The organism is Agarivorans sp. DSG3-1 (assembly GCF_046774965.1).
Lineage (GTDB): Bacteria > Pseudomonadota > Gammaproteobacteria > Enterobacterales > Celerinatantimonadaceae > Agarivorans.
In genome coordinates this window covers 1,736,209-1,761,368 of the sequence record NZ_CP177241.1, presented here as the reverse complement: position 1 = coordinate 1,761,368, position 25,160 = coordinate 1,736,209, and the positions used below count along the sequence as shown (strand labels likewise).

The following is a 25,160-nucleotide window of genomic DNA, read 5'->3' as shown; positions in this document are numbered from 1 at the left end:
TTTGAAAGACTAAATATCGTTCAATCTGTAACCAAGTTGTTACAGCAAACAAGCAAGCTAATCTCACGGAAAAAAGCAGAATCTTCATTTTGACTTACACTTTGTTCATCTTAGTTAGAGCAAAGTTATGCTTTGGGAAGTGGTAATTTAGCCGATAAATACAATGGAATAGCGTGTAACATCATGATCATCAAGCCAATATATGAAATATTGCCAAGCCTGTATTTGGCCGCAGGGTCTAGCTCTGTATTATGGATAGACTCAAACTTAGGCATAGCCGGCGGAGCGCTATTGTTTTGCCTTGGCGCGCTTATATGGGTGATGCGTTCCAACTTTAGGCGCCACGATCAAGTGGTCCACTCTCGCAAACGCTTTACCATTCCCGAATCCTTGTACGAATTTATGCCCTTCTTCTTTATCGCAGTAGCACTAAGCTTAGCCTCTACCCAATCTACTTTACTGGCTTACGGCATCGCAATGTTATGCATGTATCGTGGCTGTTCGCTGCTGTATTTGCGGCATAAGTACCGCCAACACGCTTGGCAAAAAGCGCAAACGACAACTGCAGCAGCCCAATCATCTAAGCATCACACAGTAGATTAGTAGACTATTTGGTCAATTTCTTCATTGAGTCTATGCTTAATAAGTTAATGGAATGTTAAGAGCAAGGGAGGCAACCATGTTACCGAAAGCGATATACGAATTACTACCTAGTGGATATTTGTATGCAGGCACCAGCTCCATGTTGTTTCTAGAGCCTTGGCTAGCCCATGTAGGTGGGGCTATTTTATTTGCCATGGGAGCCTTAGTGTGGGTGCTTAGGTCTAACTACCGTCGTTACGACAAATTTAAAAAATCCATTCTACGTAAACGGAAGGTGATCCCAGAGCCTCTATACGAATTTATTCCTTTTCTCTATTTAGCCATAGCGGTGGTGATTGTTAGCGTGGTGTTCAATGCTCCTTCCATTGTACTTGCCCTACTGGCCTGTTACCGAGGCCTACAGCTATTATACAAGCGTGCTAAATACCGCCATCGCGGATTAAGCCCGAGCAGTTAAACCCGCCAATAAAAGGCTTAGCATATTTTTAATGCTAAGCCTTATCTAACCCAGTACACTTGCCGCATAATCTTCTAGAGGAGCGGACAATGCCTTGGATCCAGCTAAAAATTAACGCCACAAAAGACACTGCCGAGACCATTGGCGACATACTAATGGAAACCGGTAGCCAAGCCGTTACCCTGTTAGACCGCCACGACACACCGGTATTTGAGCCCTTATTAGGGGAAACACCGTTATGGGGTGATACCGACGTGCAAGGCCTTTACGATGCCACCACCGATATGGCGCCTATTCTTGAGTTCTTGCGCGAAGCGCTGATAATTGACGATGGCAACTACAAGCTAGATCAACTTGAAGATAAAGACTGGGAACGCGAGTGGATGAAAGACTTCCACCCCATGCAATTTGGCAAGCGCCTTTGGATTTGCCCAAGCTGGACCGACGTACCCGATCCAAGCGCAGTAAACGTAATGCTCGACCCAGGGCTTGCCTTTGGTACAGGCACTCACCCCACAACAGCGCTATGTTTAAAGTGGCTAGACCAACTCGACCTTAGTGGTAAAACAGTGGTGGACTTTGGCTGTGGCAGCGGCATTTTAGCGATTGCCGCTATCAAGCTTGGCGCTGAACGCGTCGTCGGCATTGATATCGACCCTCAAGCCATTCTTGCCAGCCGTGACAACGCCGAGCGAAATGGCGTTGCCGACAAACTCGAGCTATATCTACCCAAAGACCAACCAACAGATTTTAAAGCCGACATCGTAGTGGCCAATATTCTCGCAGGGCCACTTAAAGAATTGGCAGAAGTAATACTCGCCTACCTAAAACCGCAAGGTTTAATTGCCTTATCTGGCATTCTAGAAGAACAAAGTTCCACCGTTGTGGATGCTTATCAATCACAGTGCGATATGGATCCGGTTGTTCTCGATCAAGAATGGTGTCGATTAAGCGGCACAAAACGCTAAGTTACCCGAAAAAGTGGGGCAAACCCTATCTCAAAGGGTTTGCTGCCATATTCCTCCACTAAAAATCCAGCTTTTTTTTTGAAAAATGTTCAAAATATAGCCTTTCCAGCGTGCTAAAAAAGTCGTAAACTACGCCGCCCTGAGATTGAGAAGAACGCGAGTCATGAATATAGGCAGTTATAAACTGGACAATCCGGTGATACTAGCGCCTATGGCTGGCATTACTGATCAACCTTTTCGCCGCTTATGTTGGCGACTAGGCGCAGGGCTTACGGTTTCGGAGATGGTGTCCAGTAACCCTCGGGTGTGGAATAGCCAAAAATCGCTAAATCGTATGGTTCACCTAGATGAATGCGGCATACGCAGTGTTCAAATAGCTGGAGCTGACCCAGAATTGATGGCTCTCGCCGCCCAACATAATGTGGCAAATGGCGCGCAAATCATCGATATCAATATGGGTTGTCCGGCGAAAAAGGTAAACAAAAAGCTAGCTGGTTCGGCGCTGTTACAGCAACCGGAACTAGTAGCAAAGATTCTTGATGCTGTTGTACAGGCGGTTGATGTTCCTGTGACCTTAAAGATTAGAACTGGATGGTCACCAGAACACCGCAATGCTTTGCATATTGCCAAGCTTGCAGAAACGGCTGGCATTCAAGCTTTAGCCATTCATGGTCGGACGCGAGCATGTATGTATAAAGGTTTGGCTGAGTACGACACTATCAAAGCAGTAAAACAAGAAGTCTCAATACCGATTGTGGCTAATGGTGATATCACCACCCCAGAGCAAGCCAAGCATGTGCTGGCCTATACTGGAGCGGACGCCATCATGATCGGTCGAGGAGCCCAAGGTAACCCTTGGCTTTTCAGAGAAATTAATCACTTCTTAAGCACTGGTGAGCATATTGCTTCGCCACAGGCCGAAGAAGTGAAGGAAGTAATGCTTCACCACTTAGACAACCTGTATTCACACTACGGGGAGTACCAAGGGGTACGTATCGCTCGCAAACATGTGGGGTGGTACTTGAAGCAATTAGCGGACACGGACGAGTTTCGTAGCCAGTTTAACCAGCTTGAATCAGCCCTGGTACAAACGTCCGCGATTGAGCAGTTTTTCGAATAGTTGTGATCATTAATTAATTAAAAAGAGCGTCAAGTATGTTTGATTCAAATACCACCACAAACACACTTTCTACTATGACTAGCAGTGCTACGAGTACTGAAGTGAAAGAACGTCCATTGCGTGATTCTGTTGAGCAAGCATTGCGCAACTACTTCGCACAATTAAATGGCGAAGATGTGTCTGAATTGTACGAATTAGTACTATCTGAAGTTGAAGCTCCGTTGCTTGACGTAGTTATGCAATACACGCGTGGCAACCAAACTCGCGCTTCAATCATGTTAGGTATCAACCGCGGTACTTTACGCAAGAAGTTAAAAAAATACGGCATGAACTAAGCTAAGACTTAGATATTGCTCAAAAAGGCCTATCTGTTGATAGGCCTTTTTTATTGCATACGATTTATTCTTATCAGGTCGCTGAGAACAAAAAAGCCCAATAGAACTTAACGAACTATTGGGCTGAATATGGAAAGGACAGCTAAGCCATCAGGCAAGTTGGCTTAGTTTTTTGTTAACCAAGCATCTTACGTGCGGCTTCAACAACAATGTTTACTGCTTGGTGCTCGGTGTTTTTCATCAAGCTTTCGTCTGGGATCTCTTGCTGGGTTCTATTCACAATTACACCTGCAACACAGCCTGCCTTTAAGCCTTGAGATGCACACATGGTGAATAAGGTGGCACTTTCCATTTCAAAGTTAAGCACACCCATAGCTTGCCACTCTTCCATCGAGCCTTGAAAGGCTTTCACTACTCTGCCAGATACCGTGTCGTAACGCTCTTGTCCAGGGTAAAAGGTATCACTTGAAGCAGTTACACCGACATGACAAGTAGCATTAGCGTCTAGCGCCGCGCTGTTTAAGGCCTGCATACAGGAGAAATCGGCAACAGCAGGGAATTGCATTGGAGCAAAATGGCTGCTGGCTCCGTCTAAACGAACCGATGCCGTGGTAACAATCACGTCACCAACATTAATGTGTGGCTGAATAGCGCCAGTAGTACCTACACGCAAAAAGGTGCGAATACCTAACTGGGCTAATTCTTCTACCGCGATTGACGTAGATGGACCACCAATACCAGTTGAACACACTACAACAGGTGTGCCATTCAACTTGCCAAGGTAAGAGGTAAACTCACGCTGTGAGGCTAAAAATTCTGGCTCTTCCAATAATGAAGCAATACGCTCTACGCGTTGTGGATCACCAGGAATGATGGCCAACGTGGCGCCTTTCAGCATTTCTGGGTTCAAACCTAAATGAAATACACTCGCTTGCTGATTCATGTTTACCTACTTAATTTCGTCCAATGATTGATGAGCGAAGCATAGGACGAGAACTGTCCAATAAGTGTGAAACATCTCGCATTTGGCGGTAACTTAGTACCAATTAGGCTGATAGTTACTTTTTGTGTTGATATTAAAACCACCTAAAAAAAACATTAATTTTATCAGTAAACGAACTTTTCACTCTCTCTGTGTTCTACAATAGCTTGAAATAGTTTTTGTGCTTACTTGAGGTAACTACCATGAATAAACAGCTAATTTTGGGTTTAACAATCGCGTTGGGCTTAACCGGCTGTGCCAGTAATCAATCGGAGCCAAGCATGGATTTAACAGATAGTCGTTGGTATATGACCGGTGACTTTTACAACATTGCCGACATTAAATTGCCAGCGTTTACCTTAGAAGAAAACGATAAGGGCTTTAAGATTTCTGGCACCACGGGTTGTAATAACTTTTTTGGCCAAGCTGAGTGGAATGGCAAACAGCTGTTGGTTAATCAGCCTATTGGCATGACACGCATGCTGTGTGACGACATGGCTAACAAAATTGAAATGGAGTTCATCCAAGCGTTAGAAGAACCGCTAATGAGTGACGGCGAAAATTTGCGCTTAAACAACGGTGCAATGTTTAAGCGCGTGCCAACTAATTAATAATATTGAACTTATGCGACAGTGCTCACCCAGCGCTGCCGCGCATCATTGAGTCCTGCGCGTAACATCAATATCGCAATAACCAAACTACTACTTACCACCCACCAGCTATTCACTAACTGGTGCTCTTGCCAAGCTACCGGATTTACTTGCCAGTGCCATTGGCCAATTGCCCAATCTAAGCCCCAGCCAAAGGCCATTGCACTAACTACAACACCGGTTAAGTAGGCGGCTAACGCACGCTCTCCCATTTCTTGGCGAACCAACATTAAGGTAGCAACATTAGTGGCCGGCCCCGCCAGCATAAATACCAAGGCCGCCCCTGGCGATATACCAGCAATGATTAAACCTGCGGCAATAGGCGTTGATGCTGTGGCGCAAATGTACATAGGCACGCCAACCAACACCATCACTAACATAGTGATCCAGCCTTGTCCCCAGCGGGTCATAAAGCTCTCGGGCAAGTAAGTTTGAATCAAGGCGGCAAATACCAAACCGATCAAGAGCCATAAATAGCTGTCTCCCACCAGTTCAGCAAAGCTATTCAGCCAAGCGCTTATTTTTTGTTTAACGCTGAGCTTTACCTCAGCAGTTGCTTGCTGCTGTTGGCTAGCGTTTTTTTTGCTACAGCAGCTTTTTACTTCGCTAGTAACCGGCTTATTATCTTCGCTGTTTCCCACAAGTAAACCTGCCACAATTGCACTAGTAATAGCAGCTACGGGCCGAACAATGGCCATTACAGGCCCCAATAAGGCATAAGATACTGCCACTGAATCAACACCTGTCTCCGGTGTGGCAATTAAGAAAGAAGTGGTGGCACTTTTAGATGCGCCCGCTCGGCGCAGGCCCATGGCGGCGGGAATAACCCCACAAGAGCACAAAGGCAAAGGTGCGCCAATAAACGCCGCTTTAATGGTCGTACTGGGCTTACTATTGCCTAAGTGCTTTGCTAGCCAACGGCTTGGTAAGCCTAATTTCAAGCTAGCAGCAATAACAAAACCTAAAAACAACCAAGGAGCAGCACTTAAAAACAAACTTACAAAGTTATTCAATAACATCATCTAAGGCCTTTAATATTGAACAAGAGGTAGCACTTTCTTCACCGCCGCAGCACTCGTCATGCAGCTTTTTGAGGGTGGCTTCAAACGCTTGCAGCTGAAGCAATTGTTCCTGCACCTTATGTAGCTTGTGGGCTACCACACTGCTTACATCACCACAGCTAGAGGTTTCAGCATGCTCGCGCAGGGTAAGCAACTCCAAGATATCTTTAATCGATAATCCGGCTTGCTTGGCGCGCTGAATAAAACCAAGCCTTGCTAGGTCTTGTTCGCTATACATTCGGTATTGATTCGCACCACGAGCTGCTGGCGATAACAAGCCCTTACGCTCGTAAAAGCGCAACGCTTCCACAGTTAAACCGCTGAGTTTTGCTAATTCGCCAATTTTGTACATGCGACCCTCCATCTACACCTATGATAAACCCTGTAGCTAGGTACAGGGTCAAGGATTTTCTCAAAGAAACAAAAAAAGCCTGACAAGCAGGCCTTTAAAATAGGTGTAGGTGGAGTCTATTCGTAAAGGTTTCGCTCTTTTGGTAAGTCTGATGAGTACTCTACAAACTCCACTTCAAAGCCATTTGGGTCACGGAAATACACATTACGCCGATGCTGACTTTGCGCCCCTTCATGATGAATTTCAAAGCCTGCCGCTAGCAAGCGACTAATCACAGCATCTAGATCAGCCGTTACATATCCATAATGCGCCACGCCTAATTGATTCCCCTCTAAAGGCCGATTTTCACCATATCCATTATCGTTAAAGGCAAGATAATGATTGTCATCGCCAAAGTGCAGCCAACGTCGATCGGTACCGTACCACGTTTGCTGGCCCTCCCCCCTCACCCACCAATGAGGAAATGCCGCTTTATAAAAAACTAACGTTTGATCCATGTCTTTAACTGTTAGGTTTATATGTTCTAAATACATACGTCTCTCCGTGATTGCTTAATCGTCTTAGTATTGACTTAGTAAATACCTTAAAACCTCAAGTTAAGTTGAGGTAAAGCTTTTTCTTTACTAAACTCGAAAAAAATGGAGAGCAAGATGAATCAACAAGCCAAACACGCTCTATCGGTAGGCGCAGTGGCTAAGCGCTGTGGCATAAAAGTATCTACCCTGCACTTTTATGAGGCTAAAGGCTTGATTCAAAGTCAGCGGAATCAAGGTAATCAGCGGCGTTACCACCCAGAGGTACTAAGAAGAGTATCGGTAATTAAAGCGGCACAAAAAATGGGGATTAATCTGGCAGATATTAAAGCGGCTTTTGCCCGATTGCCAAGCAACCGCACACCCAATAAAAATGACTGGGAGCTGCTCTCTCAGCAGTGGCGAGAAAACTTAAACCAACGGATTGAGGCAATAACTCAACTACGAGATTCCTTAACCGGTTGTATTGGTTGTGGTTGTTTGTCAATGAATAGCTGCCCGCTTTATAACCCCGACGATCAGTTAGCCGCTCATGGCACCGGGCCAGTGATCTTAAATCGCAGCAGTGAACAAACCTAGCCAAAAATAATCGATTTGCAGAGAACTTTTTACTGCATCCATGCGTTCTTATTAATAACAAAGGAGTGTTTATGTTTAGTTTTCTGAAACCCAACCCTATCAAACGCAAACGCCAAAAGTACGACGCCTTGCTTGAATCAGCGATGTTGGCGCAACGACGCGGTGACATTATGACCTACTCAATGTTGAGTGCCGATGCAGACGAACTGTGGAAAGAGATTGAGCAACTAGAGACTGAAGTGAAATAGCAGCTTTAACTGGCTTAAATAACCTATGCGCAAGTTATTGATGTAAAAGTTATTTTAAGCCATTAAGTTGAGACAACGCGATACCCCGTCCATACTGGTTAATTATCAATCAACCTTTGTACTCTTGGTGAAAGATATTTTAAGCACTCAACAAGACTCCAAACCCAAGTTCGTGAAATTAGGCACCGTAGTCGCAACGGTTGCCTTCTTCAGTTTAGCTATTCTCGCCATTGTATTTACCGCGCTAGAGAATATTGAAGATGAGGTTCAGCTTAAAGTTAAAGAATCTTTGCGCACCGTGCTAAGGGCTACTCAAGAAGCTCATCATATTTGGATTCAACACCGCTTGTTAGAACTACGTAATGCCGCTCAGTCGGAACGTATCACTCTGTCTGCCGAAATTTTTAGCAACCCTAAAAGCCCCTCTATGTTACTCGCTAGTGCCGAAGCTAACGTAGAACGAAGCTTTGCCTTAATGATGGAAACCTATCAAGACGATGCCTATTGGTTGAGCGATGTAGAAGGGCGAGTCCTTAACTCGAATATGCGTAATCAAGTCAATACCCTGCACCCTTTGTTTGAATATGAACACCTTAAGATGAATCGAGTTTTAGAGGGCGAAGCCATTTTTATTACTGGCATTAACCAAGCTAAAGCCAAACAGCTCGACAATATGTACTTCTCTGCACCGGTTATTAACCAGCAGCAACAAATTAAAGGGGTGCTTATTATTAGCGTGAATCAAGCTGACCACTTTAGCCGAATTACCCAACTCGGCCGCATTTGGGACTCTGGAGAAACCTATGCCTTTGATCGTAACGGCCTAATGCTCTCGTCCAGTCGATTTGATGAAGAGTTACATCGCTCTGGCATTTTAGAACCGGGACAAAGCGCAATTAATAACCTCTATATTACCGACCCCAAAGCGCAAGCTAACAGCACCGATAGCAGCTTTAAAGCGCTCACTTTTATGGCACAAAGTGCTACTCAAGGTAATACCAGTTATAACACCGAGGGCTATCCAGATTATCGAGGTGTAACTGTGGTGGGCGCTTGGACATGGCAACCCACCTACGATTTTGGCTTAACCACCGAGATAGACAAAGCTGAAGCCTTTGAAGTCTACGCTCGCACGCGAAACATTGTAGTACTAGGCATTGTTAGTTCGGTGTCGGTAGCAATCAGTTTGTTTTTTCTACTCTACTTTAGCCAGCGAAACGCCAAGCTTAACTTACGCCAAGCTCAGTTAGTATTAGAAGACCGAGTACGGGAGCGCACCTCTGACTTAGAAGCCTCGCAACAAGAATTAAGAACCGCTTACCGAGAGCTAGAGAAACAATCAATTACCGATAGCCTCACCGGGATCCCTAATCGCCGCTGCGCGGATGAGTTTTTAGAACAAGAATGGCGACGCGCCCAGCGCGGCGGCTACCCAATTACCATTATGCTGATAGACATTGATCACTTTAAACAATTTAATGATCACTATGGCCACCCGGCAGGTGATGTTTGTTTAGAGCAAGTCGCCAAAGCCCTCATTGATACCGGCATTTGTAAACGCCCTGGTGATTTAATCGCCCGCTATGGCGGCGAAGAGTTCATCGCCATTCTTAGTAATAGTGATTACGACTATGCCGAGTACGCGGCTAACCGCCTGATTAAATCAATAAACCAACAACAGATACCCCATAAGTTTACCCGAGTGGAAGGACTGTCTCATGTCACTATTAGCGTGGGTGTATCTATTGCAGAAAGTGCTGATATCGGCCTTGAAGAAATCATTAGCTTGTCTGATCAAGCCCTATATAACAGCAAGCAAAATGGCCGAAACAGCTACAGCTTTAAACTACCTATTGCCGCCAAGCGGCAAGCAAATAACCAGCAAACCACCAAATCGGGTTAACGAACAAAAAGCCTAAGGCCAGCCCCAACTCCGCCTTTAAGGCTTATTTTTATCACCAAGCGGTCAACAAAGCCCAGTTAACGGCTTGTGTTCATAGTACTTTCTGCGCTTTTAGCCACCCAGTTGGTGTCAATTCCCAAGATTATTCAGCTAAAAACGGCGCATTCTTCACACTTTTACTGTAAAATGCGCGCCTCAAACCTAAGTTGTTTATTTTTCGGGCAACTTGTACCGCTAGCGCATATAACTGCTAATGAGGATAAAACTCCAATGGAAAACGCTCGACCAATTCGACGTGCACTGATCAGTGTTTCAGATAAAACAGGCATCATCGAATTTTCTCGATCTTTAGCCCAACAAGGCGTAGAGATCTTGTCTACTGGTGGCACCGCTAAACTACTTGCCGAAAACGGCATTGAAGTGATTGAAGTTTCTAACTACACCGGCTTTCCTGAAATGATGGATGGACGTGTTAAGACCCTTCACCCAAAAGTACATGGTGGCATACTAGGTCGACGTGGTACCGATGATGAAGTGATGGAAACTCACGGCATTAACGCTATCGATATGGTAGTAGTAAACCTATACCCATTTGCAGCCACAGTTGCTAACCCAGATTGTAGCCTTGAAGATGCAGTTGAAAACATCGACATCGGCGGCCCTACCATGGTGCGCAGCGCGGCTAAAAACCACAAAGACGTAACCATTGTGGTAAATGCCTCTGACTACGATCGCGTATTGGCTGAAATGGCCAGCAACGATAAGTCACTCGCACACGCAACGCGCTTTGACTTAGCCATTGCCGCTTTTGAGCATACTGCTGCATACGACGGCATGATCGCTAACTACTTCGGTACCATGGTACCAAGCTATGGCGACAACAAAGAAGGCGACGAAGAAAGCAAATTCCCACGTACCTTCAATAGCCAATTCATTAAAAAGCAAGACATGCGCTATGGCGAAAACAGCCACCAAGCAGCTGCTTTTTACGTAGAAAACAACATTGAAGAAGCGTCAGTATCTACTGCCACTCAACTACAAGGCAAAGCCTTATCCTTTAACAACATCGCCGATACCGATGCTGCACTAGAGTGTGTAAAAGAATTCGACCAACCTTGTTGTGTCATCGTAAAACACGCTAACCCTTGTGGTGTGGCGCTAGGCGATAACATTCAACAAGCTTACGAACGTGCTTACCAAACCGACCCTACCTCTGCATTTGGCGGCATTATTGCCTTTAACCGCGAGTTAGATGCTGATACCGCTGAAGCGATTGTTTCTCGTCAGTTTGTTGAAGTGATTATTGCTCCTGCAATTTCTAAAGCCGCAGCACAAATTGTTGCCGCCAAGAAAAACGTACGTTTGTTAGAGTGTGGTAAATGGTCTACTAAAACCACAGGTTTACAGCTTAAGCGAGTAAACGGCGGTTTGTTAGTTCAAGACCGTGACCAAGGCATGGTAAACCCAAGCGACTTAAGCGTAGTAAGCAAACGCCAACCGAGTGAAGAAGAGTTGCGCGATGCACTATTCTGCTGGAAAGTAGCAAAATACGTTAAATCTAACGCGATTGTATATGCTAAAGGCAACATGACCATTGGCGTTGGTGCAGGTCAAATGAGCCGCGTTTACAGTGCCAAAATTGCTGGCATTAAAGCGGCCGACGAAAACCTAGAAGTAGCCGGAAGTGTAATGGCATCAGACGCCTTCTTCCCGTTCCGCGATGGTATCGACGCCGCTGCTGAAGCAGGTATTACCTGTGTGATTCAGCCTGGTGGTTCAATGCGCGATGATGAAGTGATTGCCGCAGCCGATGAACATGGCATGGCCATGGTATTCACTGGCATGCGCCACTTCTACCACTAGAAACCAACAGCCAGCCCAGCGCTGGCTGTTTTGTATTTTGGCTTGGTGCGCCAAGCCCCGTTTACTCAGTATTGGATAGACAAACATGAACGTACTTGTGATTGGCGGCGGTGGCCGCGAACATGCTCTAGCATGGAAGGCTGCGCAATCTCCTTCAGTTGAAAAAGTATTTGTTGCCCCAGGTAACGCAGGTTCTGCGCTTGAGCCTAAGCTAGAAAACGTAGCCATTGGTGTAGAAGACATTGCCGGCTTACTTAGCTTTGCGCAGCAAAACCAGGTTGAACTGACCATTGTTGGCCCAGAAGCACCACTCGTGATTGGTGTGGTCGATGCCTTTAGAGCGGCAGGCCTTAAAATCTTTGGCCCAACTGAAAAAGCGGCTCAGCTTGAAGGCTCTAAGTCATTCACTAAAGATTTCTTAGCCCGTCACAACATTCCTACCGGTTACTACCAAACCTTTACTGAAGTAGCGCCTGCGATTGCTTACGTAAAAGAGCAAGGTGCGCCAATTGTAGTGAAAGCTGATGGCTTAGCAGCAGGTAAAGGCGTAATTGTTGCCATGACCGAAGCAGAAGCCATTGCCGCTATTGAAGATATGCTAGCCGACAATGCCTTTGGTGAAGCCGGTTCACGTGTAGTTATCGAAGAGTTTTTAGATGGCGAAGAAGCCAGCTTCATCGTAATGGTAGATGGCACTAACGTACTCGCCATGGCAACTAGCCAAGACCACAAACGTGTTGGTGACGGTGACAGCGGCTTAAATACTGGCGGCATGGGTGCTTATTCACCCGCACCAGTGGTTACACCAGAAATCCATCAGCGTATTATGGATGAAGTGATCATGCCTACCGTTAAAGGCATGACTGCAGAAGACAATGAATACACTGGTTTCTTGTACGCTGGTTTAATGATTATGGCCGATGGTTCACCAAAAATTATTGAGTATAACTGCCGCTTTGGTGACCCTGAAACCCAGCCTATTATGATGCGTATGCAATCGGACATTGTTGAGCTATGTTTAGCTGCAGTAGACGGAAAACTAGATACCCAAACCGCCAAGTTTGATGCCCGCCCAGCTATGGGTGTGGTACTCGCAGCAGCGGGTTACCCAGGCTCTTACCCAAAAGGTGATGTAATCACCTTGCCAAGCCTTAGCGAAGAAAGCGATAGCGCAAAAGTGTTCCACGCAGGTACTGCCGATAAAGACGGTAACATTGTCACTAATGGTGGCCGGGTTGTATGTGCCACAGCATTAGGCAACACCGTAACCGAGGCACAAGCTAATGCATATGAGCTAGTGAAAAAAGTATCGTGGGAAGGCATGTTCCACCGCAACGATATTGGTTACCGCGCGATTGCCCGCGAAAAAAGCTAATTTAGCCACTAAACGGCCTGTAGCATAAACAGATAAAACCACTATGAGTAATAATCATGGTGGTTTTTTTTGTTTCTATGATTTCATATAGCGATTTATCTCAAACACTGACTGGCGATGCTATTATTCACTGTCAGTATTTAATAACGGAAGCTCAATGGAACGGCACAATCTTTTAGAAGATATATTAGCCTTGTTAATTGGCACCACCATGGTGGCTTTAGGGGTATTCTTTTTTAAAGAGACTCAGCTACTCACCGGAGGTACCGCTGGTTTAGCCTTACTCGCAAACCAATTTTTAGACCTCTCCTTTGGCCAAATCTTCTTAATTATTAACCTACCCTTTTTTGTATTAGGCTTTGTCAAAATGGGGGCCGCCTTCACCTTTCGAACTATAGCGTGTGTATTACTGGTGTCCTTGTTTACCGATTACATGCACCTTGTGATTGATATCGCTGCGCTCAATCGCGCCTATGCCGCTGTGGCAGGTGGTTTTTTAATTGGTACCGGTATGCTTATTTTGATTCGCCATAAAGGCAGCTTAGGTGGAGTAAACATTCTGGCACTATATCTACAAAAGCGCTTTAATATTCGAGCCGGACATGTGCAAATGGCGCTAGACATTGTCATTGTGGCAGCATCTTACTTTTTAGTACCACTTAGCGTGCTGCTATGGTCTATTGCAGGCGCTGCCGCCTTAAACGTAGTCATAGCCCTTAATCATAAAAGCGGCCGCTACCAGGGCTTGTCTTAAGCAATGTTTCAAGCACTAACGCCACAGGCTTTACACGCTCAATTTAGTCAACATGATCACTTGCTAAGCAGGTATCAAGCTTACTGGCAGCTCACCCCTTTTCAGCATCAGCAATTGCCTTGGCACAACCCAGGGTTGCTAAATAGCTTACAAAGCCTAAGCGAAACCCAAATCAACCAGCTGGAATTAGAGCCTGCGTTAGCCCTTGCTCACTTCGCTGAATTTTTCCCAGAGTTAAGCCCATGCCTTGAGCAGTGGTCACTTACCCCAGCCAAACAACAACCTTTGTCTACTCCCTTTTGGTTTAACACTGGCATTAAAGGGCGAAAAGCAGAGCAGATCCAAGCCTTTAGCCAGCAACTGAGCGATACAAAACTACCCATTTTAGAATGGTGTGCAGGTAAGGGGCACCTTGGTCGACTGATTAGCTTTCACCACCAACTGCCAGTGACTAGCTTGGAATGGCAAGCCAGCTTATGCGAACACGGTGAGCAGCTCGCCAAGCAGTTAAATGTAGAACAGCATTTTCATCACTGTGACGTGTTAAACGCTGACTCCCATCAGTATGTAAAACCCCAGCAACATGCCGTTGCCTTACATGCCTGTGGCGAACTGCATTTACAGCTGTTGCGTTCAGCCGTTCAAAGTAAAACCCAAGAGCTTAGCCTGTGCCCCTGCTGTTACCACCTAATTACCGGCGAGCACTATCAAGCCTTATCAGCTCGCGCTAAGCAAAGCGTATTGCATTTAACTAAACAAGATTTGCGTTTAGCGGTCGCCCAATCCGTCACTTCTGGACAGCGAGTACAAACACTGCGCCAAAGAGAAATTCATTGGCGTTTAAGTTATCAATGTTTGCGCGAAGCGCTCAGCGGAGAGACTCACTACCAAGCGCTACCTTCAGTGGCGAAGCATTGGTTTGCCCAAGGTAAACCGTTTAGTGATTTTGCTCTTTGGGCCTGCCAACAGCACTCACTAACCCCGTCAGCCAATCTCGATTGGCAGCATTATTTGCGCTTGGGTAAGCAACGCCACCTATTAGTACGACAAATAGAGTTGGTACAGCACCTGTTTAGGCCCATAATGGAACACTGGCTGTTGCTAGATCGCAGTCTGTTTTTACAAGAACACGGTTATCAAGTTGGATTAACGGAACTTTTCCCCTTCCAAACCAGTCCACGTAATGTATTAATACAAGCAGCACTAGCCTAAACCTGCTTTAATCACTGTTGCTGCATTTGCTGTTCGCATTGCTTTAGTGCCAAACCATTTGTTTTAATTGGAGACGCTATGTCACGTTGTGTTTTGTTTGTTTTGTTGTGTTTCAGTTTTACTGCCTTTGCTACAGAGCAAGAAGATCAATATGAAGAGGTGATGAATCCAACGCTATCGGAAGTGGAACAAGCCGACCTTAGTGAACCTGCCGAGCTCAAGCAAGCCGCACCGTCATCAGAACAAACGCAAGACTCAAGCAGCCCGGTCAACAACGCTGATATTGATAGCGCAGGCACAGATAACACAAGCACCAACAATGATGCGCTAAGCGCTAAGACTAGCGAAGCGCTAGAACTGCCCGATCAACCTAAGCCAATTATTCCTATTGTTGTGGGCAAAAATACGCCAGCCAAGGAAGATGTAGAAACCGCCATTGACGAAGCGGCTCAAGAACCCGTTTGGGGCCCTTTAACTTTACTGAATACCGAACTTAGCCCTAACAGCACTGCAACTCTAGATTGGTATTCTGGTCACTTACCTGGTGGTTTTGAACTCGCCACCCCAGTGGTGGTTATTCACGGTAAAGAGCCCGGTCCTAGGGTATGTTTAACGGCAGCGATTCATGGCGATGAAGTAAACGGCGTAGAGATTGCGCGCCGGGTAGTGCAAAACTTAAAATCAGAAGATCTCAAAGGCACCATTATTTCGGTGCCAGTGGTTAACATTGATGGCTTGTGGCGTAAAGATCGCTACATGTCTGATCGTCGCGACCTTAACCGAGCGTTCCCTGGTGATCCTAACGGCTCTACCGCTTCTCGAGTCGCCCACAGCTTGTTCACTAGCATCATTCGTCACTGTGATAGTGTTATCGACCTACACTCGGGCTCTATGTACCGAGAAAACGTAAGCCAGTTACGCGCCGATATTACCCTGCCAGCCGTATCTGAATTAGCCAGTCATTTTGGCGCAATTCCGGTACTGCAAAGCATCGCCCCTCCCGGCAGTTTACGTGGTGCTTCTACTGCTGCAGGTATTCCTGCGGTAGTCATGGAAGTTGGCGGCCCATTTACGGTTGATGTGAAGCTTGTAGAAACTGGGGCTAAGGCGCTTCGCAGCTATTTAAGTGCCATTGAAATGCTGCCTCGTTCTTTTTTTTGGTCATCACCTCAGCCAGTATTTTACGCCTCTGAGTGGATCCGTTCTCGCCAAGGCGGGATCTTGATTAACAAAGTCAGCCTTGGACAAAAGGTTAAAAAAGGTCAGTTATTGGGTGAGATTAGTAACCCCATTACTGAAGAGGTAGAGCTTATTAATGCTCCATTTAATGCCATGGTATTAGGCCGAGCCCAAGATCAGTTTGTGAGTGCCGGTTACGCTGTCTACAACTTAGGCGAGCAGCGAAGCATTGAAGATCTCGAACAGCAAGGCGAGCAAATTAAGAAAAAAGTGGTTGAGAAAAACGCCGAGCAAATGGGTATCCCTAAAGCTGGAGACGACGCCAATGACGAACAATCAGATAACGAAACAGATTCAGCAACAGACTCAGAGGGTGTAATAGAGCCGGCACTGCCCAGCGAGGAAGAGCCCCCCGCTGAAAGCTCTAACGCGACGAGCGGGGAAACCCAGAACGTAACTATACAATCAATTGATCCACTCAATGAAAGCCATTAAACAAAACCATTAAGAGGATTTGCAAGGTGACTAAAACAACACAGCCGGTTCGCTGCCAATGGTGCGGCGACGATGAAGACTACCAACACTACCACGACCAAACGTGGGGGCGTCCAGTTTATGACTCTGTAGAGCTATTTGCCAAGCTGTGTTTAGACGGTCAACAAGCGGGCTTGTCGTGGATTACCATCTTGCGAAAACAACAAAACTACTATCAAGCTTTTGCCCAGTTTCAACCTCAGAAAATTGCCCTATTCGATCAACAAGACTGCGAACGATTAATGCAAAACAAAGGGATCGTACGTAACAAACTTAAGATCAACTCAATTATAAAAAATGCAAAAGGCTACTTAGCCATTGAAGCGCAAGGTGGCACATTTAGTGACTACATTTGGAGTTTTGTTGGCGGAAAAACCATTGTTAATCAACATGCTAGCTCAAAAGATATTCCTACCGAAAGTCTCGAATCTCAAGCTATGTCTAAAGCACTAAAAAAAGCGGGGTTTAGCTTTGTTGGCCCAACTATTTGCTACGCCTTTATGCAAGCTGTAGGGATGATCAACGACCACGTTGTAGGCTGTCATGTCTATCAAGACTGTGTCGAATTAGCTCGAGTGTAATCAGAAGGCATTAAAATATACAAAAGGCAGATGTCTGTTTAAGAGTTTCTTTCTAGAGGGTAACGCTTGGGAGTGTTAGCTTCCTCAGTGAGTGTGAGGAACGCTTTTCGCCTGATCGGCGATTACATCGTTATTACTGTGTTACTTGTTCTTTTCTTGCTTGTTCTGTTGTTACTGCAGTTCTGAAATTAACGGCTTAATTCAGCAATGCGTTGTTCTTCAGTTTTTTTGTTTTGTAAGTAGCTTAGTGCAACCCAACCCATAAAATCCATCATAATCATTCTCTCTCTATTTAGTGTAAAATTAACGGCTACGTTCTTGAAGTTTTTGTTCTTCAGTTTTGTTTTTACCAAAGTAGTTAAGGGCTACTAATCCAAAAAGTTCGTACATAATCTTGTTCCTCTAATTTAATTAACTGTATTAACGGCTACGTTGAGCTGCAGTTTGTTCGTTGTTAAAGTTTTTTGCGCGAAGCGCGTAATATAAACCGAATAATTCCATAATATTTCCACCTATTGGTTTTTGTTAAATGTGAAAGTAAATAACGCCTGCTTGCTGCTTCTTGTTAGTAACTTTCTTCTACGGTTTTAATTTTATGCGACACGCCGCACATTTAGTATTATGAAAAATACTTTTGGCATTATTAAATTTAGTTTTTGGTAATTTTATTACTAAAATAGCCTTTGAAAACATTTTCATTACAGTTTCAAAATTTGTCTTTTGTCGAAAATGGTCATTTTAAATTCTTAAAAAGGATCACAGTGTTGAAATTTGCTGGATTTTCATCCGGCTTTTTTGGGTTATGCTGATTAAATCTAGATTTTTCACAATAGGTTGGAAGCAATTTAATGAAAACGATCCAAGCAGAGTTCCATGGTGATCAACTTAAGCTCAATCAACGTCCTGATTTAGTGGCCGACGATCAACAAATCTTAATCAAGGTTGCCGCTGCTGGCGTAAACCCAGTTGACACCTATATTGTGGCAGGCACTAACAACTACACAGCTAACTTCCCACACACTCCCGGTAAGGATGCTGCAGGCACGATTGTTGGTTTAGGGGATAACGTGGAAGGCTTTGAACTAGGCCAACGAGTTTATTGCGCAGGCACGCTAAGTGGCGCTAGCGCCGAACTGTGCTTAGCCAGCCCAAATAACGTTTATCCATTACCGAACAGCTTGAGCTTCGAGCAGGGTGCTTGTTTGGGCACACCTTACGCCACCGCTTGGCGCGCATTGTTTATAAGAGCCAATAGCCAAGCTGCAGAAACGGTACTGATTCATGGGGCCAGTGGCGGCGTAGGTTTAGCAGCAATTCAACTTGCCAAAGCCGCTGGTTGCAGGGTATTTGCTACTGCAGGAAGCGATGCTGGTTTAGCCCTATTGAAGCAACAAGGTGCAGATGTAGTCGCCAACCATCACCTCCCCGAACATTACCAAACACTCCAGCAAGCTGGCAAGGTAGACGTTGTACTAGAGATGCTGGCGAATCAAAACTTAGGCGACGATCTGCCCTTGCTTAATAAAGGTGGCAGAGTGGTGGTTATTGGTAGCCGTGGTAGCGTTGAAATAAACCCTAGAGACTTAATGGCTAGGGATGCCTGCATCATGGGTATGGCGTTAGCCAATGCTACTCCAAAACAATTGCAGCAAATACATAGTGGAATTTACGCTGGAGCCGAAGCGGGCTTTGTAAACCCTGTTATTGCCAAGCGTTTTGCCTTGGCTGATACAACCGACGCCCATCATGCTGTTATGCAAGCCGGCGCCACCGGCAATGTAGTGATCAACGTGAATTAGCCAATCAGTTAATGGCTAAACAAAAAGCGGCCGAAGCCGCTTTTTTTATAAAGCCTTCACGGCTTAGAGATCTTTGGTACTTTCTAAGTAGCCATAATCAGAAATTAAAGTATAAGCGCGGGCTTTTTTAGTGAATGCCTGCTGTGACTCAATAATCTCTTTAGCGAGTGGGTCACGCGTGGCGTGCTCAGCCAACAACTCATCATTGGCTTTTTTAAGCGCTGCTAATACTTCTTTAGGAAAAGTGCGCACTTTAATATCTGGGTACTCTTGCAGCATAGTTGCCCAGTTGTTGGTACTCATAGCGGTCGCTTCAACGTAAATATCAAAAGCTGTTGCGCGCATTGCTGTTTCCAATATCACTTGTAGATCTTTTGGCAGCTTTGCAAACTTCTTCTTATTAATTAAGAACATGTTCTCTGAGCCTGGCTCATGCCAACCGGTGTAGTAATAAGGTGCAATTTTATGAAACCCCATGCGTAAGTCTAATGAAGGCCCCACCCATTCCAAGGCATCAATGGTATTTCGCTCCAAGGCTGTATATAACTCGGCAGGAGGAATATTAACCGGTGTTGCTCCTAGTTTAGCCAGCACTTCCCCAGCAAAACCAGGAATCCGCATTTTGAGATTTTTTAGGTCTTCAACTCTGTTAATTTCATTACGAAACCAACCGCCCATTTGCACGCCGGTATTACCGCCAGGATAAGTGAGCAAATTGTGGGGTTCGTAAACTTTGGCCATTAACTCTTTACCACCACCATATGCGTACCAAGCATGTTGCTCCATGGCTGTCATACCAAATGGCATAGTAGTGAAAAACATGGTGTTAGGCACTTTGCCCTTATAATAGTAGGAGGCCGAGTGCCCCATGTCGTATTGACCACTTTTCACCAAGTCAAATACACCCAGAGCGGCTTTGTGTTTGTTTGCAGAATCAACCCGAATTTGTAATCGACCGTCTGACATTTCCTCAGCCATTTTTGCAAAGCGCTGAACGCCAGTATCTAGCAAAGGAAATTTGGTCGGCCAAGACTCCGCCAGTTTAAGTTTGTACACTTTTCCTTCAGCAGCCACAGCGCTCAAGCTTAAGCAGCTGGTAAGCAATGCTGCAAAGCACAGCAATCCCTTTCTCATTGGTATGTCCTTATATGTAGGTTACAGATCTTTTTTTATTATGTTGTGTAATGCCTGAAGCTAATGCCAACTAGCATGCATTAACAGAATAGTAACAGACCCGTGGCAAGGCTAAAACCAACGTTTAGTCAGCAGCTTAAGAGAAAGTATTTGGAGTGAGATTTAATGCTGAAACGCCCAAATAAAAATGCTCTCCTTCTATATAAGGAAGAGCATTATTTAAGATCTGGCTTCGTTCGATACACTTAGCTTTTAGCTGATATTTGCTTGTACATTAACGCTGCGCATACCGCACCGATAATAGGAGCTACCCAAAATAACCACAATTGACCCAATGCAATACCACCTTCAATTAAGGCAGGAGCAGTACTCCGAGCCGGGTTTACCGAGGTATTTGTGACCGGAATGGAGATGAGGTGGATTAAGGTTAACCCTAAGCCAATGGCGATAGGGGCAAAGCCTGCAGGGGCGCGCTCATCCGTAGCACCCAAAATGATAAACAAAAACATAAAGGTCATTACTATTTCACATACTAATGCAGCAATTAGGCTATAACCACCTGGCGAGTGCATATCAAAACCATTACTCGCTAATCCATGACTTGCAAGGTCGTAATCAGCATTACCACTGGCAATTAAGTACAATATAATGGCGCCAACAAACCCGCCTAGTAACTGGGCACAGATGTACGGGAATACATCAACCTTAGAGAAGCGCCCTGCAGCCATTAAACCAATGGTGACTGCTGGGTTTAAATGACAACCTGAAATATGGCCGATAGCAAACGCCATAGTCAGTACCGTTAAACCAAAAGCGATAGACACACCGACTAGACCAATGCCTACCTCAGGAAATGCAGCCGCTAATACTGCACTACCACAGCCCCCTAACACTAACCAAAATGTGCCAATCCCTTCGGCAATTAAACGATTAAACAATGGCATGTTTGCTCTCCTTTTCAAACATTTAATGAGTATTACAACAACAAGTTGTAGCAGCCTAACTATAGGCTACTCTCACCATTCACACTGTGTTTTTAACTGAAATTTTAGTGATGCCCTAGTTCGCTCAGCGGCAATTTGCCCCTCTTAAATTGTGATTAAACAACTAATTGTCGATCAAGTAGTTTATCCGTTCAAAATAAAGGCAATTATCAGATAATTAAATAAAATAGTGGTACAATCTCGGCGTTTTAGTCTGGATGAACATCAATATAGGAAACTTATGTTTAAACGTTCTTTGTTAGTTGCGAGCCTTTTCGCAATGAGTAGCACCGCCGCCCTTGCTAGCTCAATTAAATTTGACCTTAATAACGACGTATTTGAGACCGGCTTTTCAACCGCCATCGCACCTGGTGCCGAGATGTCCGCTAACTACATGTACTCTCGTCCAGAGGGTGATCTAGCAGATTTTGGTATTAAGGCTACTCACCAACAAGATATTCATAAGTTTTCTATCGGCGCTAAGTTTACCAAGCTATGGGCAAACAACCGCGAAAATCCGCACGCGTTTGCAATTGGTGGTGATTACAAAATTACCGTGGCACAAAACTTAAATGTATCAGCGAGTGCTTATTACGCTCCGTCAGTGTTAACGAGCAGCGAGTTAAACCGCTACTACGATTTAGATGCCAAAATCGCTTACTCGATTATGCCTCAAGCTGATGTTTACCTTGGTTATCGCGCCATTCAGTTTCGTTACAGCAACGAACCCGATTTAGATTTTACTAAAGGCCTATACATTGGTGCAGCCTTTAATTTCTAAATAAAAAAAGCCCTGTTAAACAGGGCTTTTTATTGAGGTATATTCTTAAGGAAAAGAAATGTAAAACTATTTAAATGTACGCTGACGCGTTTTTTCTAAGCCCTTCAATATCTTATCTAAACGATCTGGGTGAACCATAAACTCTTGGAAACCTTTCATGCCGGCTTTGGCCATTGCAGGATCAGTATCGCGGTCATAGAACTGAGCAGTACCTGCTGCAGATCCCAACATAGCCACACCTTTATTCAAGAATTCATTATCTTCAGCTTTAGCCTTCTTGTTAGGCGGAATTTGCAATAAGGCTTTATTGATTTTGGTTTGGTTCTCAGGACGAGCCATAAACGCTAGGTATTTTCTGGCGTCTTCTTTGTTCTTCGCTTTTACAGGAATATGTAAAGTATCCATTGGCGCATCTTCCGCCACACCTACCGTTGGGTCGATAATAGGGAATTGGAAAAAGCCCATTTTATCTTTCATGTCTTCTGGGAAGTTAGGCGTAATGAAGTTGCCAATCAGGTACATGGCTGCATCACCGTTGTATAAGAACGGCTGTGCTTCTTGCCAAGAGTATGAAGCGTGGTTTTCTAGGAAGTAACCAGGCTCGATCATCTCTTGCCATTTCTTCATAGTTTTCACAACACGAGCATCAGTGTAAGGCACCTTGCCTTCCATTAACTCCATGTGGAAATCTAAGCCATTTACTCGCAAGTTCATGTAGTCGAACCAACCTGCAGCAGTCCAAAGGTATTTGGTACCAATTGCGATGGGAGCAACACCATTTTCTTTTAGGATCTTAGAGGCTTCAAGTAACTCTTCCCACAAGTAAGGTTCTTCGATGTCGTACTTCTCGAAGATATCTTTACGGTAGTAAATGCCCCACTGGTAGTAGGTGTAAGGAACACCCCATTGCTTACCGTCAATGGTCATAGCTGGAGCTGCGGTAGCAAAATCTGAGGCCATATTGTTGGCTTCCCAAATGTCACTCACATCTTCAAATAAGCCTTTGTCTACAAAAGCCTTCATACGGTTACCCGCATACCAGTGAACAACATCTGGCGGCGACGTCACTAACCAGTTACGGATAGTGGTTTTGTAAGCTTCGTGATCATACAAATTGTATTTCACTTTAATGTCTGGGTACTCTTTTTCAAATTCAGCAATGATTTCTGCAAATGCGGCTTTAGGTGCAGGGTCAGAAGCGTCAGAGTTAATAATCAGCGTACCAGCATTGGCATAACCACTGATTAAAGTAGCTAGCGCAAGCGCCTGACCACATTGTTTTAGTTTACTCATCATTTACATTCCTTAGTTTTTGTTGTCCTTGTGAAGGATTTATTACTTCCCTCATTATTGCTTGAGGGTGCGTTTAGCCTTTGGTTGCCCCTAGAGTCAACCCAGCAATAAAATGACGTTGCATGGTAAAAAATAGTATGACCGGAGGTAAGGCCGCAACTACTGCACCGGCTGATATCAACTGCCAAGATGCCAACCATTGTCCTTGCAACGCACTGAGGCCAGCGGTAACGGGGCGAACTTCATCGCTTTGTACCAATACCAAGGCCCAGAAAAAGTCATTCCAAATAAAGGTAAATACTAATACTGCTAACGCGGCTGTTGCCGGTTTAACTAGCGGCAATACAATATGCCAGAAAATCTTAAACTCACTAACGCCTTCAACCCGCGCAGATTCAATCAGTTCGGTTGGTAAACCAACAATAAAGTTACGCATAAACAGCGTACAAAAGCCGGTTTGGAAGGCAATATGAAACAAAATCAATGCCCAGTGAGTATCGTACAAACCAAACTGAATCGTGAGGTCTCGCACCGGAATCATTAAGATCTGAAACGGAACAAAGTTACCTGCAATAAAAGTAGCAAAGATCCAAATGTTGGCTTTAAAGTTGTACTTAGCCAGCGCAAAGCCAGCCATGGTCGACAAGGCCACACAGCCAGCTACTGCAGGTAAAGTAATGATTAAACTATTCAACAGATACTGAAACATCGGGGTTGATGTAAAAACTTGCGTATAGTTTTCAATCAACATCCACTCGCTTGGCCAGCCCCAGTAATTACCTTGGTTAATGTCATCCAGTGAGCGCACCGACGTTGCCATTACAGCAATTAACGGCAGTAGCCATAGCACTATCGAAATAGGTAGAGCGACTCGGTAACTAATATTGGTAAAGGCAGAGGCCTTTTCTATAGGACGTGGGTACATTATTTCTCACTCCTTATCATCCGCCACAAGAAGTAAGCGATATAGATATCCATAATTAAAAATAGCACTACAGCCACCGCAGCACCGTAACCCATGCGATAGTTGAAAATAGATTCTTCGTACATCATGTATGCCAGTACGGTTGAGCTTCCCCATGGTCCGCCAGCGGTCATGGTGGCCACTAAGTCGAACGAACGTAGCGCACCAATCACTGTGACAACAATGGCAATAAATGTCGCGGGCCTTAGCTGAGGCAATACGATGTACCAAAGCATTTTAAAGCCTTTGGCGTTATCTAAACGGGCGGCTTCAAGCTGTTCGTGGTTAAGATTGTTTAAGCCGGTGAGGTACAAAATCATACAGTAGGCAATTTGTGGCCATAAACCCGCAGCAATAATGCCGTAGGTCACCAAATCTTCATCGGCGAGAATAGAAATGGGGTCACCACCGAGGAAGCTAATAACGCTATTTAGTACGCCAAAACTCGGGTCGTAGAACCAAGAGAAAACTAAACCCACTACCACTTGTGAGATAACAAAAGGGAAAAAGAATAAAGCTTTAACTAAGCGTATTCCGTATACCTGTTGATTCAAGAACAGGGCGATTGCTAACCCCATCGGTGGCGCCAGCATAAACAACACCATCCATAATATGTTGTTGGTTAAGGCTGTCCAAAATTGGTCGCTGTCAAACAGCTCTACATAGTTTCCAAAACCAATAAAGGTTTTCTCGCCCAAACCATCCCACTCAAAAAAGCTGAGCCATATGCTGTCCAGTACTGGAAACAAAACATAAATTGAAAAGATGATTAACGCTGGACCTAAAAACATCCAAGGTGCTACGTCACTAGCGCGTAATCGTTTACCCGACACTAACTCAGACGCCGTATTTACGGCATTTTTCTGAGATTTATTTGAAGAACTCGACGCCATTCCATGTTCCTTATTTGCCTGCCG

Annotated in this window: 26 protein-coding genes; 17 read left to right on the top strand and 9 right to left on the bottom strand. The window is 44.9% G+C overall.

Going from position 1 to position 25,160, the window contains the following annotated elements; all coding sequences use genetic code 11:
- The first annotated feature begins 183 nt into the window (after positions 1–183).
- The 5 genes from ACLD71_RS08370 to fis all read left to right on the top strand — a co-directional run bounded on the left by ACLD71_RS08370 (position 184) and on the right by fis (position 3,483).
- A complete protein-coding gene (locus tag ACLD71_RS08370) occupies positions 184–603 on the top strand; it encodes a hypothetical protein (protein ID WP_411994149.1) in 420 nt (139 codons plus the stop codon).
- A gap of 76 nt (positions 604–679) precedes the next feature.
- Positions 680–1,060, top strand: a complete 381-nt coding sequence (locus tag ACLD71_RS08365) for a hypothetical protein (RefSeq protein WP_411994147.1) — start codon at positions 680–682, stop codon at positions 1,058–1,060.
- An 89-nt stretch (positions 1,061–1,149) separates the two neighbouring features.
- Positions 1,150–2,028 (top strand): 50S ribosomal protein L11 methyltransferase, encoded by an 879-nt coding sequence (gene prmA, locus ACLD71_RS08360; RefSeq protein WP_137673825.1) that lies wholly within the window; start codon positions 1,150–1,152, stop codon positions 2,026–2,028.
- Positions 2,029–2,191: 163 nt separating this feature from the next.
- A complete protein-coding gene (gene dusB / locus ACLD71_RS08355; RefSeq protein WP_137673824.1) occupies positions 2,192–3,148 on the top strand; it encodes a tRNA dihydrouridine synthase DusB in 957 nt (318 codons plus the stop codon).
- A gap of 35 nt (positions 3,149–3,183) precedes the next feature.
- Complete coding sequence (fis, locus tag ACLD71_RS08350; protein WP_016402072.1) at positions 3,184–3,483, top strand: DNA-binding transcriptional regulator Fis; 300 nt, start codon at positions 3,184–3,186, stop codon at positions 3,481–3,483.
- 175 nt (positions 3,484–3,658) lie between these two features.
- Here the strand turns inward: fis and udp are convergent, their stop codons facing one another.
- Positions 3,659–4,426, bottom strand: coding sequence for a uridine phosphorylase (gene udp / locus ACLD71_RS08345; protein WP_137673823.1), 768 nt, complete (start codon positions 4,424–4,426; stop codon positions 3,659–3,661).
- Between the two features lie 242 nt (positions 4,427–4,668).
- On the opposite strand from udp, the gene ACLD71_RS08340 reads away from it, so the two are divergent.
- Entirely contained in the window at positions 4,669–5,076 is a 408-nt protein-coding gene (locus tag ACLD71_RS08340; protein WP_411994145.1) for an META domain-containing protein, read from the top strand.
- Positions 5,077–5,087: 11 nt separating this feature from the next.
- Here the strand turns inward: ACLD71_RS08340 and ACLD71_RS08335 are convergent, their stop codons facing one another.
- From ACLD71_RS08335 to ACLD71_RS08325, 3 genes are all read right to left on the bottom strand, one after another.
- Positions 5,088–6,137 (bottom strand): SO_0444 family Cu/Zn efflux transporter, encoded by a 1,050-nt coding sequence (locus ACLD71_RS08335; protein ID WP_411994143.1) that lies wholly within the window; start codon positions 6,135–6,137, stop codon positions 5,088–5,090.
- Positions 6,121–6,528 carry a Zn(2+)-responsive transcriptional regulator gene (gene zntR / locus ACLD71_RS08330; RefSeq protein ID WP_411994141.1) on the bottom strand — a complete coding sequence of 136 codons (408 nt, stop codon included), beginning with the start codon at positions 6,526–6,528 and terminating at the stop codon, positions 6,121–6,123. Before zntR ends, ACLD71_RS08335 begins: the two co-directional genes overlap by 17 nt.
- 116 nt (positions 6,529–6,644) lie before the next feature.
- Complete coding sequence (locus ACLD71_RS08325) at positions 6,645–7,061, bottom strand: VOC family protein (protein WP_137673819.1); 417 nt, start codon at positions 7,059–7,061, stop codon at positions 6,645–6,647.
- A gap of 117 nt (positions 7,062–7,178) precedes the next feature.
- On the opposite strand from ACLD71_RS08325, the gene soxR reads away from it, so the two are divergent.
- The 10 genes from soxR (at position 7,179) to ACLD71_RS08275 (ending at position 19,088) form a co-directional block, all read left to right on the top strand.
- Positions 7,179–7,640, top strand: a complete 462-nt coding sequence (gene soxR, locus ACLD71_RS08320) for a redox-sensitive transcriptional activator SoxR (RefSeq protein ID WP_411994138.1) — start codon at positions 7,179–7,181, stop codon at positions 7,638–7,640.
- A 71-nt stretch (positions 7,641–7,711) separates the two neighbouring features.
- A complete protein-coding gene (locus ACLD71_RS08315) occupies positions 7,712–7,888 on the top strand; it encodes a DUF6435 family protein (RefSeq protein WP_137673817.1) in 177 nt (58 codons plus the stop codon).
- Between the two features lie 127 nt (positions 7,889–8,015).
- Complete coding sequence (locus ACLD71_RS08310) at positions 8,016–9,791, top strand: diguanylate cyclase (RefSeq protein WP_411994136.1); 1,776 nt, start codon at positions 8,016–8,018, stop codon at positions 9,789–9,791.
- A gap of 270 nt (positions 9,792–10,061) precedes the next feature.
- A complete protein-coding gene (purH, locus tag ACLD71_RS08305; RefSeq protein ID WP_411994134.1) occupies positions 10,062–11,654 on the top strand; it encodes a bifunctional phosphoribosylaminoimidazolecarboxamide formyltransferase/IMP cyclohydrolase in 1,593 nt (530 codons plus the stop codon).
- 85 nt (positions 11,655–11,739) lie between these two features.
- On the top strand, positions 11,740–13,029 hold the full coding sequence (gene purD, locus ACLD71_RS08300) for a phosphoribosylamine--glycine ligase (protein WP_411994132.1): 1,290 nt from the start codon (positions 11,740–11,742) through the stop codon (positions 13,027–13,029).
- Positions 13,030–13,186: 157 nt separating this feature from the next.
- A complete protein-coding gene (locus tag ACLD71_RS08295) occupies positions 13,187–13,783 on the top strand; it encodes a YitT family protein (protein ID WP_411994130.1) in 597 nt (198 codons plus the stop codon).
- A 3-nt stretch (positions 13,784–13,786) separates the two neighbouring features.
- Positions 13,787–14,995: a methyltransferase gene (locus ACLD71_RS08290; RefSeq protein ID WP_411994128.1), complete on the top strand. Its 1,209-nt coding sequence runs from the start codon at positions 13,787–13,789 to the stop codon at positions 14,993–14,995.
- Positions 14,996–15,073: 78 nt separating this feature from the next.
- A complete protein-coding gene (locus ACLD71_RS08285) occupies positions 15,074–16,669 on the top strand; it encodes a succinylglutamate desuccinylase/aspartoacylase family protein (RefSeq protein ID WP_411994126.1) in 1,596 nt (531 codons plus the stop codon).
- A 26-nt stretch (positions 16,670–16,695) separates the two neighbouring features.
- Positions 16,696–17,289 carry a DNA-3-methyladenine glycosylase I gene (locus ACLD71_RS08280; protein WP_411994124.1) on the top strand — a complete coding sequence of 198 codons (594 nt, stop codon included), beginning with the start codon at positions 16,696–16,698 and terminating at the stop codon, positions 17,287–17,289.
- A gap of 848 nt (positions 17,290–18,137) precedes the next feature.
- Positions 18,138–19,088 carry an NADPH:quinone reductase gene (locus ACLD71_RS08275; RefSeq protein WP_411994122.1) on the top strand — a complete coding sequence of 317 codons (951 nt, stop codon included), beginning with the start codon at positions 18,138–18,140 and terminating at the stop codon, positions 19,086–19,088.
- Between the two features lie 63 nt (positions 19,089–19,151).
- Here ACLD71_RS08275 and ACLD71_RS08270 read toward each other — a convergent pair whose 3' ends face one another.
- Both ACLD71_RS08270 and aqpZ read right to left on the bottom strand, forming a co-directional pair.
- A complete protein-coding gene (locus tag ACLD71_RS08270) occupies positions 19,152–20,222 on the bottom strand; it encodes a TRAP transporter substrate-binding protein (protein WP_411994120.1) in 1,071 nt (356 codons plus the stop codon).
- 245 nt (positions 20,223–20,467) lie between these two features.
- On the bottom strand, positions 20,468–21,166 hold the full coding sequence (gene aqpZ, locus ACLD71_RS08265) for an aquaporin Z (RefSeq protein WP_137673807.1): 699 nt from the start codon (positions 21,164–21,166) through the stop codon (positions 20,468–20,470).
- Between the two features lie 280 nt (positions 21,167–21,446).
- On the opposite strand from aqpZ, the gene ACLD71_RS08260 reads away from it, so the two are divergent.
- Positions 21,447–21,986 carry a YfaZ family outer membrane protein gene (locus tag ACLD71_RS08260; RefSeq protein WP_137673806.1) on the top strand — a complete coding sequence of 180 codons (540 nt, stop codon included), beginning with the start codon at positions 21,447–21,449 and terminating at the stop codon, positions 21,984–21,986.
- A 66-nt stretch (positions 21,987–22,052) separates the two neighbouring features.
- On the opposite strand, the gene ACLD71_RS08255 is transcribed toward ACLD71_RS08260, so the two are convergent.
- The 3 genes from ACLD71_RS08255 to ACLD71_RS08245 form a co-directional block, all read right to left on the bottom strand.
- Positions 22,053–23,282 carry an ABC transporter substrate-binding protein gene (locus tag ACLD71_RS08255; RefSeq protein WP_201798745.1) on the bottom strand — a complete coding sequence of 410 codons (1,230 nt, stop codon included), beginning with the start codon at positions 23,280–23,282 and terminating at the stop codon, positions 22,053–22,055.
- 70 nt (positions 23,283–23,352) lie between these two features.
- Positions 23,353–24,204 carry a carbohydrate ABC transporter permease gene (locus ACLD71_RS08250; RefSeq protein WP_137673805.1) on the bottom strand — a complete coding sequence of 284 codons (852 nt, stop codon included), beginning with the start codon at positions 24,202–24,204 and terminating at the stop codon, positions 23,353–23,355.
- A complete protein-coding gene (locus ACLD71_RS08245; RefSeq protein WP_174235951.1) occupies positions 24,204–25,136 on the bottom strand; it encodes a carbohydrate ABC transporter permease in 933 nt (310 codons plus the stop codon). Before ACLD71_RS08245 ends, ACLD71_RS08250 begins: the two co-directional genes overlap by 1 nt.
- Positions 25,137–25,160: the final 24 nt, after the last annotated feature.